Raw genomic sequence first — 11,960 nt, forward strand, 5'->3', positions numbered from 1 at the left:
GGTAAGAAAGTAGCAATGCTGGTAAATTTTTCAAAAATGCATGGTTTAGGTAATGACTTTATGGTGATTGATAATGTCACGCAAAATGTCTATTTACCGAACGATCAAATAAAGCAGTTAGCCGATCGTAATTTTGGCGTTGGTTTTGATCAATTATTGGTGGTTGAGCCACCTTACGATCCTGATTTAGACTTTCATTATCGTATTTTTAATGCTGATGGCAGTGAAGTTGGCCAATGTGGCAATGGTGCTCGCTGTTTTGCACGTTTTGTTCGCAGCAAAGGTTTAACCAATCGCAATAAAATCAAAGTGTCTACCCAAACAGGTAAAATGACCTTGTATATTGAGCGTGACGGTAATATCTCAGTTAATATGCCAGTGCCGCAGTTTGAGCCTAACCAAGTGCCCTTTAGTGCGCAAAAAGTCGAAGGTACTTATATTCTGCGTACTGAAGAAGAAACGGTACTCTGTGGCGTGGTGTCAATGGGCAACCCGCATTGTGTGGTGACGGTGGATGATATTACTCAGGCGCCAGTTGAAACAGTCGGCCATGAACTTTCTGTGCATGAGCGCTTTCCAAAGCAAGTCAATGTTGGCTTTATGGAAGTGGTATCTCCCGAGTACATTAAGCTAAGAGTATATGAACGTGGCGCGGGTGAAACATTGGCCTGCGGCAGTGGCGCATGTGCCGCTGTGGTTATTGGGCAAATACAGAAAAAATTAAATAAACAAGTTACCGTGGAATTACCCGGTGGCAAATTACGCATATTTTGGAAAGGACCTGGCCACCCAGTGAAAATGTCAGGCCCTGCCACCCAAGTTTTTGATGGTCAAATACACCTATGAATGAACACAACCCAATTCAAGCCGACGAGTTACCATTAACCGATGAATTAATTGCCCGTTACTTGGAAGATAATCCTGAATTTTTTAATCGTAACCCTCAGTTAGTTAATGGCTTACGATTAACTGATAGCCAGCGTGGTACGGTATCTTTAGTTGAACGTCAACAACAACAGCTTCGTCAAAAAATTACAGGCTTAGAAGAAGAAATTACTCACTTAATGTCAGTGGCCAATCACAATGAAAACCTATTTAGGTTGTACAGTGATTTATATCTGCAATTAATCGACAGTGAATCAGCAGAGCAATTACTAGATATTTTGCAGCGTGCGACATTAGAGTTGTTATCGTTATCTGCATTAAAACTGTGGTTAACACCAGATTTTTCTACCGCGCATGGCAGCATCACTACAAATGACTGCGCGGATATTATGGCTAGCCGTTTAGATAAAGAAGATTATTACTTTGGCCGCTTACAACAAAGTGAGCAGCAGCAGATTTTCGACAATGTCAATACTGGCTCAGTGGTGTTAATTAAGTTGGCTCACACCAACACTGAAGGCGAAGCAGCAACGTTAGGCTTTTTAGCTATTAACTCAGCCGATGCCGATCATTTTGACCCACGTATGGATACGTTACTATTAAGCCAATTCCAAAAATTGGTGGCTAAGCTGTTATTTCAACAACTGAGTCAACAGTCTTAAGGTTTTGGGTGAAAAAGCCTACTGTGAAGTTTTATCGCAAGCTAAATATCGTTAAGGCACTAAGCTTTGACTTAGATGATACCCTGTACAGTAATCAGCCGGTGATGCTGGCGACTGAGCAGGCAATGCTGGCATTCTTTCCAGCGCTTTTAGCTAAGCTAGTTCCACACTTACCTCAAAACTTTGATCGCAACTTTTGGCGACCATTTCGTCATGCTGTGATTAATTTGCAGCCGGAAATCAAACACGATGTATCGGCATTGCGATTAGCGACGTATACCAAAGGTATTGCTAGTCTAGGTCTTAATGATAAAACGGCTAGCCAGCTAGCTGAACAGGCAATGGCGTATTTCCTGAAAAAACGCAGCGACTTTACTGTGCCGGCATCAAGCTTGTCGTTACTTGATGCGCTAAGTCAGCAGTATCGTTTAGTGGCGATCAGTAATGGCAATGTTGATACTAAGGCAATTGGTCTGCATCAGTATTTTGATTTTATTTATCATGCCGGCAATGGTGCTGCGAAAAAGCCAGCCAGTGATTTATTTCATCTGGCGAGCGCTGATTTAGCTTTGCCGCTTAATCAAATACTACATATTGGTGATTGTGGATATGCTGACATTACTGGCGCACTGCGCGCAGGAATGCAAGCAGCATGGATTTCTTGCTATGACGTTGGAAAGCCAATAAGCACTTTACCTCATCTAGAGTTAACAGATATTACTCAGCTAACTTATTTATTAACGTAAGCTTTTAACATTAGTTGTTAAATCAATTTTTTTTAAGTACAAGATTTCAAACTAGAGCAATTTTGCGATGGACGTTTCTGATTTATTAGATGGCTTAAATGACCATCAACGCGAAGCAGTGGCGGCGCCGCTGCAAAATATGTTGGTACTAGCAGGTGCCGGTAGTGGCAAAACCCGAGTTTTAGTGCATCGCATTGCTTGGTTGATGCAAGTAGAGCACGCTTCACCTCATAGCATTTTAGCCGTAACTTTTACCAATAAAGCGGCCGCTGAAATGCGTGCCCGAGTAGAGCAAGCAACGGGTGGTAATGTCTTTGGTATGTGGTTGGGCACTTTCCACGGCTTAGCCCATCGTTTACTGAGAATGCATTTTCAAGAAGCCAACTTACCGCAAAGTTTTCAGGTATTAGATTCCGATGACCAATTGCGTTTAGTTAAACGTACTATTCGCGCGTTAAACCTTGATGAAAAGAAGTGGCCAGCTAAGCAGGCGGTTTGGTATATCAATGGTAAAAAAGATGAAGGGTTGCGTCCTAAGCATATCGATGCTGGCTATGATCCAACTGAACAAACCTTTATCAATATTTACCAAAGTTATCAGGAAGCGTGTGATCGTGCAGGCCTTGTTGATTTTGCAGAATTATTACTGCGCGCTCATGAGTTGTGGTTAAACCATCCGGCATTGCTGGCGCACTATCAACAGCGCTTTAAACATATTTTGGTGGACGAATTCCAAGATACTAACGCCATTCAATATGCTTGGCTAACTATGCTGGGTAAAGCGCAAAGCAAGGTCATGATTGTTGGTGATGATGATCAGTCAATTTACGGTTGGCGCGGCGCCAAAATTGAAAATATTCAGCGCTTTTTAAATGATTATGCTGACGCGCAAACCATACGCTTAGAGCAAAATTATCGCTCTACCGCCAATATCCTCAATGCGGCCAATAAACTGATTGCCAATAATAATAATCGCTTAGGAAAAGAGCTGTGGACGCAGGACAGCGAAGGCGAGAAAATTTCAGTTTACACCGCATTTAATGAAATTGATGAAGCGCGTTTTATTTCCGGTCGCATTACTAAATGGCGTGAAGACAATGGCTCTTTAGATGATGTTGCCATTTTATATCGCTCTAATGCCCAGTCGCGATTGTTAGAAGAAGCATTATTGCAGGCGCAATTGTCCTATCGTATATACGGTGGTGTACGATTCTTTTCACGTCAAGAAATTAAAGATGCCCTAGCCTATATGCGCCTCATTAATAATCGTGATGACGATGCCGCGTTTGAACGTATTATAAACACCCCAACAAGAGGTATTGGCGAACAAACAATTGCGTTGTTACGTAACGGTGCTAAATCTTTAGATATGACCTTATGGCAAGCTTGCAAGCACATGATAGCTGAGCAATCACTTAAAGGGCGAGGGGCTAAGAATGTTGGCGTATTTCTCGATTTAATTGACCAACTTGAAGATGATTCAACAAATTTAGATTTGGATCAGCAAGTCGATTTTGTTATTCGTCAAAGTGGCTTAAAAGCCATGTATCAAGCGGAAAAAGGCGAGCGAGGTCAAGCGCGTATTGACAATTTAAATGAGCTAGTGACCGCCTGCCAAACCTTTGAAATGGAACCTGAGCTTGAAGAAGAGCAAACCAAATTAACCGCATTTTTAACGCATGCCGCGTTGGAAGCGGGTGAATCGCAAGCCGATGAATACGAGCCTGCGGTACAGTTAATGACTATGCACTCGGCAAAAGGCCTAGAGTTTAAACTGGTATTTATTGCTGGCCTTGAAGAAGGTATGTTCCCGTCGCAGCAGTCACAAGAAGATATTAGCCGTTTAGAAGAAGAACGTCGCCTGTGCTACGTTGGTATGACTCGCGCGATGGAAAAGCTTTATTTGTGTCATGCTGAAAGTCGCCGATTATACGGTCAGGAAAAATATCATAAACCGAGTCGTTTTCTGCGTGAGCTACCTAGTGAATGTGTTGAAGAAATTCGTTTGCAAAGCCAAGTGTCTCGCCCCGTGTCAACTGGCCGTTTTTCGTCTACCTTTACTACAGAAACATTTGAAAATACTGGTTTTACTTTAGGGCAACGTGTTTTACATCAAAAATTTGGTGAAGGCGTAGTGCTAAATTATGAAGGTTCCGGTGCACAAAGTCGCATTCAAGTTAATTTTGAGCAAGTAGGTATTAAATGGTTGGTGGTGTCATACGCTAATTTAACACCTCTTGAATAGTTCATTTAGGAGTAACTATGGCAGAGCGTTTATTGGTTGTTGAAGATAGTAAAGCATTGGCAAAAGTGATTGAACAAATTGGTAAATCGCTTGAGTTGGAAGTTACCGTAGCTTATAGCCTGGCAGAAGTGGAAGCTTTGCTGCAGGGCAATACTCAGTTTTTTGCGGCAACGATTGATTTTGCATTGCCTGATGCATCCGATGGCGAAGCCATTGCTTGCGTATTATCTCATGGCATCCCCAGTGTAGTGCTAACAGGGAAAATGGATGATACCACTCGCCAGAAAATTCTCGAACAACCTGTGATCGACTACATTCCGAAAGAAAACAGTCAAGCATTTTTATACCTAAAACGCATTTTACACTGGCAGTTAACCAATAAAGCTAATGGCATTTTAGTGGTGGATGATAGTATTGCCGCGCGTAATCATATTGTTGAGTTACTCAAACGTCGTAATTTTAATGTCTATGTTGCCAGTGATGGTGTTAAAGCGTTGGAAGTGCTGGCCGAGCATGATGATATTAAGTTGGTGATCACAGATATGGAAATGCCAGTGATGGGTGGCATTGAACTCACCAATGAAATACGTAAACGCTATAGCAGAGATAAATTAGCGGTGATTGGCATTTCTGGTGCCAGTAATGGCGTGCATTCAGCGCGTTTTATTAAAAACGGTGCAGACGACTTTCTACGTAAACCGTTTTGTCCTGAAGAGTTTTATTGTCGTATAACCCAAAATATCGAAAACTTAAATAACATTGCCCAAATCCATCGTATTGCTAATACCGACTATTTAACTGAACTGCCAAATCGCCGAGCGTTTGTTATGCATGCTGAAGCACAAATTCCAGCGTTTATCAGCCAGCAAACTCCGTATTGTTTAGCGGTAATTGATGTTGATTACTTTAAGAAAATTAATGACAACTATGGTCATGACGCTGGTGATAATGTCCTTAAAGTACTGGCGTTATATATGCGCAGACATTTGTCGGGTGGCATGTTATCGCGCTTAGGTGGTGAAGAGTTTGCCGTTTTACTTAAAGGGGTTGATGAAGACCAGCTTTATAACCGATTAGAAGATTTCAGACGTGAACTGTCGATTTCTCAAGTGCCCTATCAAAATCAGCAAATTTCAGTATCAGTGAGTATTGGCGTGGTATTTAATAGCGCTGATAGCTTAAATGAACAACTGGTTGCCGCGGATAAAGCCTTGTATGCGGCCAAAGAAGGTGGCCGCAATCAAATTTGTATTGCAGGGCAAGACTAAACTTGAACTGTGCTTAAGCTGCTCGCTTTCGTAGGCGTCTGGCATTGAATGAGTCGACGCTAAAAATCACCAACGCGCCCCAAATTAGCGCAAAGGTAAGTAATTTTGCTGGCGCTAATGGCTCGTTGTACCAGAACGTCGCAATTAAAAACATTAAACTTGGGCCGATATATTGGAAAAAGCCTAATGTTGCCAGTGTTAAGCGTTTCGCTGCCGCGGTAAAACAAAGAAGCGGGGCGGTGGTTACGACACCGGCTAATACTAGCGTGGTATTAAGTTGCCAGCTATTTGCCAACATGTTGCTGGCTTCACTAACGACAAAGAATTGCCAATAAATAAGCGCGATAGGCAGTAAAATTAATGACTCAACTAATAAGCCGACAAAAGAATCAACATGCAGCTTTTTGCGCAGTAAGCCATAAACTCCAAACGTACCCGCTAGCGCCAGTGAGATAATTGGTAACGTCCCCAGCATAATTACCTGAATCATTACTCCTAATACTGCAATAGCAACGGCAATGCCCTGCCATTTCCTCAAGCGTTCACCTAAGAACACCATACCTAAAGCAACATTGAGTAACGGGTTGATGTAATAACCTAAACTGGCATCAAGAATATGATCATTATTTACCGCCCAAATAAATAAAAACCAGTTAACGCCAAGAATGGTTGCCGTTAGTGCCAGTCGACTAACGGTTTTTTTGTTGGTGATAATGGCAATAAATTGCTGCCATTTGTTGATCGCTACGACTAATATCAGTAGGAAAATACTCGACCAAACAACGCGATGCACTAATATTTCACCTGCGCCAACATCTGCCAAAAGTTTAAAATAAACCGGCGCTATGCCCCACATGACATAGGCAAGAATGGCATTGATAATACCAGCGTTACTGGCACTGGCTTCAGGTGTTGATGCTTGTGTTGGAGAAGATGACATGGCGTGTCGCGCTTAGCTTGGTTGAGCTTAAGTAAATAAATGGGCGCGAATTCTATCATAAACTCAAGTTAAGGCACTACGCCTTTGCCGAGCTTATTTCGTCACTTAGCCAACCATGTAAGTACCAGTGCCAAAGGCAATATGGTCGCCTTGTTCATTGTGCAACTCCATCCGTGCCACAGCGACTTTACTGCCACTACGAATAATATGAGCGGTGGCAACAAAATGCTCACCTCGACCTGGACGCAGAAAATCTGTGCGTAAATCAATGGTGCCGAGTTTGCTAAGGTTTTCTTGAATAATTTGCGGCGAGACTTCTTCCATATTGGCAATAATATTGGCTGCCGCGACCACGCCACCGACCATATCCAGTGCTGCTGCAGTAACGCCGCCATGCAATATTTTTTGTTTGGGGTTGCCAATTAAATTGTCATTCCATGCAAAAGTCACTTCTGAACGTTGACTATCAAATCGAGAAATATGAAAGCCTACTAAATTATTAAACGGTATATTCTGATTCCAAATATCAGTAACCATTTGATATATATCTTTTTTGTCCATATTGTTTCCACTGGAGTATTGGGAACTCACTAAAATGCATTGTTATGCTGGTCAGATCTGTTAACTAGACTAGCAGTTTTTTGCAAATTTTTTAACCCTGTGACTAGGGAAACAGCAGTGCTTAGGCTAAAATGCTCGCCAGCATTAATTCCTTGGATTTCTTTTGACACAAGCGGCCTTACCCACCGAAGCAACCCTGCTCGACTCTTTAAAACATCATTTTGGTTATACCGACTTTCGCGCTGGTCAGTCGGAGATTATTGAGCGTGCATTGGCAGGGCAAGATTGTTTGGTGCTAATGCCAACCGGTGGCGGTAAGTCGTTGTGTTATCAATTGCCTGCAACCTTATTTGATGGCATCACGATTGTCGTGTCACCGTTAATTTCATTAATGAAAGATCAGGTTGATAGTCTTACCCGTCAGGGGATCAGCGCGGCTTTCGTTAATTCGTCACTGACCAGTGAGCAAGTGAACGATATTTTCCAGCGTTTAGCCGCCGGTCAAATTAAGTTGTTATATGTTGCGCCGGAGCGCTTAACTCAGTATTACTTTCTGCAAGGGCTAGCCAGTTTACCAATTAAACTTTTTGCTATTGATGAAGCGCACTGTATCTCACAGTGGGGACACGATTTTAGACGGGCCTATACCCAGCTCGGTTGTTTAAAACAGCAATTTCCTCATATTCCGGTAATGGCACTTACCGCGACCGCGGATGTCACCACGCGTAAAGATATTCTTAACCAGTTGGGGTTAATCAATCCTTATGTTCACCTCGATAGCTTTGACCGACCTAATATTCGCTTTACCTTGGCGGAGAAGTATCACGGACAAAAGCAAATATTAGCTTATATCAAGCAGCGTAAAGATGACTCTGGCATTGTCTATTGCAGCAGTCGCTGGCAAGTGGAAAAACTCACCGAATTTTTAGCCAAAGCTGGAGTAAATTGCGCGGCTTATCACGCTGGCCTAGAGCCAGAAATTCGGGCGATTGTTCAAGATGGCTTTACTAAAGACAATATTCAAATTGTTGTAGCCACTGTGGCATTTGGCTTGGGCATTAATAAGCTTAACGTGCGTTATGTCGTGCATTTTGAGCCCCCACGGACCATAGAATCTTATTATCAGGAAATTGGTCGTGCCGGTCGTGATGGTTTGCCTGCCGAAGCCTTGTTTTTGTATGACGATCAGGATATTGAACGTATTAAAAAACGTATCAATGATCATGAAGATGAGCACAGAGCGCAGGTGGTATTGCAGCGCTTTCATGCCATGACAGACTTTGTCGATGCTCAAACGTGTCGCCGCCAAGTGGTGCTTAACTATTTTGCTGAGTTTACTAAAAATCGCTGTGGCAACTGTGATATTTGTCTTGATCCACCCACCGAATTTGATGCCACTGAAGTCGCGCAAAAAGTCTTATCATGTGTGTATCGTATCGATCAAAGTGGTGATGTCCAGTATGTGGTGTCTGTTTTGCGTGGTCAGGTAACGCCAGCAATGCAAAAACTGGGGCATGAAAAAGTCTCAACCTTTGGTATTGGTCAGGATAAAACCCCAAGTTACTGGTTTGCTATTTTACGTCAGCTAATTCATTTGGGTTATTTACAGCAAGATATTTCTCAAAATTCCCACTTAAAACTTACCGAAGCGGCTCGTAGCGTACTCAAAGGTGAAGAAATACTGATGTTAGCAGCACCTCGCTTGCAGCAAGCGAGCTATTGGCGACAAAAACCTGCGGAAAAACAATATGATCGTAAGCTTTTTGCTAAATTACGCTCACTTCGTAAAGAAATTGCCGACGCTGAAGATATTGCGCCGTTTATTGTATTTAATGATGCCACATTGTCTGAGCTTGCCCGCCGTCAACCGGAAACAGAAAGCCAAATGTTGATGGTTAGCGGTGTTGGTGATACCAAGCTTGCGCGTTATGGCGCGTCGTTTTTGTCGTTAATTAAAGCGCACAATAGTTTAACTAAATAGTCTCAGGGACTTGGTTATAAAAACTCGTAGCAAATCTTCTCGAAAACACTGAATGACTAATGGACGATAAAAATAACGAGCTGGTTAAGTATTTTATTAAAAAAGCACTATTATAAAATGCAATACGCTAGACTCTTTTTTGAGCGGCTAACTTGATTGAACTTGAGTAAGGAGAATAATGAGGCTTGCGCTATTCGCGATAACTGTTTTGCCGTTGTTGGCAATGGCTGAAATGCCTAAGCAGATTCAGCTTGTGGCGCCAGATTATTGGTGCCCATATTCCTGCAATGCGAAAAGTGACCAGCAAGGCTTTGTTATTGAAATTACCAAAGCGGCATTTGCCCAAGTTGGAATTGAAATGTTGTATGTTAATCGCCCTTATGACCGAGCGATTTCTAGTGTCGAGCAAGGTGAGTTTGACGCCGTGCTACCTACCTTTAAACAAGAAGTGCCAGGGTTTATTTTTCCTAAACAACCTATTTCAGCGTCGCAATTTTGTTTTTATACCAGCGACAATAACTGGCAATATCAAGGGCTTAATTCACTTAATAATGTCAAGTTATTGGCCACATCTGGTTATTCATATGATGCAGTCATAGATCAGTACTTAAAAGCACAAGATGGAAATAACGTTAAGCTAATGAAAGGTAGTGAAGTGCCTGAGCGCATGTATAAAATGGTGCAAACTCAACGCTTTGATGCTTTCCTTGATGATACTTTATTAATTAGCTACTTAAGTAAAACTCAAGTGATTGGTGATGATATTCACCCTGCCGGTTGTTTGGCGGTGAATAATGTAGGTTATCTTGCCTTGTCACCTAAACATCCGGAACAATCGAATTACTTTGCTAAGGCTTTTGATCAAGGGATGGCGATTTTACTGAATGAGAAGAAGTCGCTGTTGCTGGCTATTTTGCTGCAATACGGTATTGATATTGACGATTGGCAAAAAAATATTATGCTAGAACAATAATTTACCACTTCTTTATCTGGCAATGTATAAACCAAGAACCCTTGCAAGCCATGCTGACTGGCTTGATGAAACCGGCGTAAAAATTTATACCATTTCGGCTTGTAATCAAGATGTTGAGTTTGAAAAATACCTGCCAAGATTAAAGCAAGTCAAAGCTGCGCGAAATATTGAATGGCATATCGATTGGCAAAGCACAGCAGCATTTGCCATTTTTCATGATGGTGCCAGTTGTGATTATTTAGTGCTTGTCTGGTGGGGAAATGATAATGAACTATTTACCTCAGTTTCTGTGCGTACCGAACATGGCTGGGTTGAAGATGCCAGCCTTTACTCATTTTGCTTATACGATATGGAAGTGATGTGGGCTGAGCGAAACATATATATCAAAACGATGGATTGTGCTGAGCCATCACTGACTCAATATCAACAAACACGATAATAACAATTAAACGTAATAAGGAATTAAAGCGCTTATGGAAAAAACTAAAATGGAGAAAGCTAAGTGGTATCGCCAACCAGAAATGATTGTCGCGTTTTCTGCATTATTAATAGAGCGTGTTGACCTTTGTGGTATAAATTTTGTTCGAATTTAATGGTTTTTAGTCTAGGCACACCAAATGAGGTTTGGTTATTCCAAATAAATGCGGTGTAACAACGAATAAAAGCCTTTAAAACGAATCGATAGACAGCGTCAATTACGTCTGTCTACTTCGTTTTCGCTTATTTATGTGGAATAACCACACTACATAAGCTTAGCCTTGTATACAAACGTAATTGACTGCTGCAAAATCATACAGCAAAGTTCAACGCGCTCTAGCGTCGTGACTACGGTAGTGGGTATTTATTCGGCGTATATTGATCGTGCTTATGCTCGCGCGTCAGTTTGGCCGCGCGTTGAAATCATGAAAAGCTCAACATTAGATAGTTTTTATTATTCCATATTTAATGCGGGAACTGGTCCAGCATTAATTCAACAGGTAAAAGTAACTGTTGACGGGAAAGTAGTGAAAAGTTGGCACGATATTGAAGGGCTACCTGTTTTTACTCAATCGCAAGTTAGTCGCCGTATTTTACCTGCTCAACAAACTATTAAGCCGTTGTTATATCAAGGAGATAAAATAGCTGATCTGCTTAAATTAAATGACTCCCTAACAATCACCCTATGCTATTGCTCTATTTATGACGAATGTTGGCTGACCGATAGAAACAATAAAAGCGTAGAAGTGGAGCACTGTGCTATAGATGAAAAGGACAGGTTTTTGCAGTAACGCCGGTGTTATCATCTCAATTAAGTTAAGTAAAACAGGGAAGTATCATGAAATATATGGTTGTGATTTTGGCCTTGGTAACCACGGGGCTTGTTGGTTGCTCTAGCGCTAACTTTAATTCTAATTTAGGTAAGTACGCTAAACACAAAGTCCAAAATAGTATTAGAAAAAGTGTCGTTAAACGCTATACCAATTATGAAGTATGGGAGCGTGGCGGCACTTTGGTGGGTTATGTTGAGTCAGACTTTTGCCGACAATATGATGGCAACCGAGGGCCCAGTGTTGAAGGCTTAATTGAGCAACTGGAAATTGAGGCTCAGTTATTGGGCGGTAATGCCTTAGTGTTTGATTCCTGTCAAGTTGATAGAACATCCGGTAGTTGCGTATTACATACTGTATGTCGCGGTAATGCTTATTTTATAAAAATATAA

12 protein-coding genes are annotated in these 11,960 nt (G+C 41.8%); 10 read left to right on the forward strand and 2 right to left on the reverse strand.

Annotated elements, in window-relative coordinates; all coding sequences use genetic code 11:
- Nucleotides 1–15: 15 nt before the first annotated feature.
- From dapF to ACOB82_RS07730, 5 genes are all read left to right on the forward strand, one after another.
- Nucleotides 16–846 (forward strand): diaminopimelate epimerase, encoded by an 831-nt coding sequence (gene dapF / locus ACOB82_RS07710; RefSeq protein ID WP_448212390.1) that lies wholly within the window; start codon nucleotides 16–18, stop codon nucleotides 844–846.
- Entirely contained in the window at nucleotides 843–1,547 is a 705-nt protein-coding gene (locus ACOB82_RS07715; protein ID WP_448212391.1) for a DUF484 family protein, read from the forward strand. The genes dapF and ACOB82_RS07715 overlap by 4 nt, the downstream gene beginning before the upstream one ends.
- Nucleotides 1,548–1,555: 8 nt before the next feature.
- The gene (locus ACOB82_RS07720; protein ID WP_448212393.1) at nucleotides 1,556–2,293 is read left to right on the forward strand and encodes an HAD-IA family hydrolase; all 738 of its coding nucleotides are present in this window, start codon (nucleotides 1,556–1,558) and stop codon (nucleotides 2,291–2,293) included.
- A 67-nt stretch (nucleotides 2,294–2,360) separates the two neighbouring features.
- A complete protein-coding gene (uvrD, locus tag ACOB82_RS07725; RefSeq protein WP_448212394.1) occupies nucleotides 2,361–4,538 on the forward strand; it encodes a DNA helicase II in 2,178 nt (725 codons plus the stop codon).
- A gap of 17 nt (nucleotides 4,539–4,555) precedes the next feature.
- A complete protein-coding gene (locus ACOB82_RS07730; protein ID WP_448212395.1) occupies nucleotides 4,556–5,806 on the forward strand; it encodes a diguanylate cyclase in 1,251 nt (416 codons plus the stop codon).
- Nucleotides 5,807–5,819: 13 nt separating this feature from the next.
- Here the strand turns inward: ACOB82_RS07730 and rarD are convergent, their stop codons facing one another.
- Both rarD and ACOB82_RS07740 read right to left on the reverse strand, forming a co-directional pair.
- Entirely contained in the window at nucleotides 5,820–6,746 is a 927-nt protein-coding gene (gene rarD, locus ACOB82_RS07735) for an EamA family transporter RarD (protein ID WP_448212396.1), read from the reverse strand.
- 105 nt (nucleotides 6,747–6,851) lie between these two features.
- A complete protein-coding gene (locus ACOB82_RS07740; RefSeq protein WP_448212397.1) occupies nucleotides 6,852–7,307 on the reverse strand; it encodes a thioesterase family protein in 456 nt (151 codons plus the stop codon).
- Nucleotides 7,308–7,470: 163 nt separating this feature from the next.
- On the opposite strand from ACOB82_RS07740, the gene recQ reads away from it, so the two are divergent.
- The 5 genes from recQ to ACOB82_RS07765 all read left to right on the forward strand — a co-directional run bounded on the left by recQ (nucleotide 7,471) and on the right by ACOB82_RS07765 (nucleotide 11,960).
- The gene (gene recQ / locus ACOB82_RS07745; protein ID WP_448212398.1) at nucleotides 7,471–9,288 is read left to right on the forward strand and encodes a DNA helicase RecQ; all 1,818 of its coding nucleotides are present in this window, start codon (nucleotides 7,471–7,473) and stop codon (nucleotides 9,286–9,288) included.
- 178 nt (nucleotides 9,289–9,466) lie between these two features.
- Nucleotides 9,467–10,261 (forward strand): substrate-binding periplasmic protein, encoded by a 795-nt coding sequence (locus ACOB82_RS07750; protein WP_448212399.1) that lies wholly within the window; start codon nucleotides 9,467–9,469, stop codon nucleotides 10,259–10,261.
- Nucleotides 10,262–10,283: 22 nt separating this feature from the next.
- Nucleotides 10,284–10,700: a hypothetical protein gene (locus ACOB82_RS07755; protein ID WP_448212400.1), complete on the forward strand. Its 417-nt coding sequence runs from the start codon at nucleotides 10,284–10,286 to the stop codon at nucleotides 10,698–10,700.
- Between the two features lie 382 nt (nucleotides 10,701–11,082).
- On the forward strand, nucleotides 11,083–11,529 hold the full coding sequence (locus ACOB82_RS07760) for a hypothetical protein (RefSeq protein WP_448212401.1): 447 nt from the start codon (nucleotides 11,083–11,085) through the stop codon (nucleotides 11,527–11,529).
- Nucleotides 11,530–11,576: 47 nt separating this feature from the next.
- Nucleotides 11,577–11,960: a hypothetical protein gene (locus tag ACOB82_RS07765; protein ID WP_448212402.1), complete on the forward strand. Its 384-nt coding sequence runs from the start codon at nucleotides 11,577–11,579 to the stop codon at nucleotides 11,958–11,960.

This window comes from Colwellia sp. MEBiC06753 (assembly GCF_053470325.1).

Excerpts from the sequence above, each read along its gene's own strand:
- dapF (WP_448212390.1), top strand. The coding sequence starts at position 16 with ATGCTGGTAAATTTTTCAAAAATGCATGGTTTAGGTAATGACTTTATG.
- ACOB82_RS07715 (WP_448212391.1), top strand. The coding sequence starts at position 843 with ATGAATGAACACAACCCAATTCAAGCCGACGAGTTACCATTAACCGAT.
- uvrD (WP_448212394.1), top strand. The coding sequence starts at position 2,361 with ATGGACGTTTCTGATTTATTAGATGGCTTAAATGACCATCAACGCGAA.
- ACOB82_RS07730 (WP_448212395.1), top strand. The coding sequence starts at position 4,556 with ATGGCAGAGCGTTTATTGGTTGTTGAAGATAGTAAAGCATTGGCAAAA.
- rarD (WP_448212396.1), bottom strand. The coding sequence starts at position 6,746 with ATGTCATCTTCTCCAACACAAGCATCAACACCTGAAGCCAGTGCCAGT.
- ACOB82_RS07740 (WP_448212397.1), bottom strand. The coding sequence starts at position 7,307 with ATGGACAAAAAAGATATATATCAAATGGTTACTGATATTTGGAATCAG.
- ACOB82_RS07750 (WP_448212399.1), top strand. The coding sequence starts at position 9,467 with ATGAGGCTTGCGCTATTCGCGATAACTGTTTTGCCGTTGTTGGCAATG.
- ACOB82_RS07755 (WP_448212400.1), top strand. The coding sequence starts at position 10,284 with ATGTATAAACCAAGAACCCTTGCAAGCCATGCTGACTGGCTTGATGAA.
- ACOB82_RS07765 (WP_448212402.1), top strand. The coding sequence starts at position 11,577 with ATGAAATATATGGTTGTGATTTTGGCCTTGGTAACCACGGGGCTTGTT.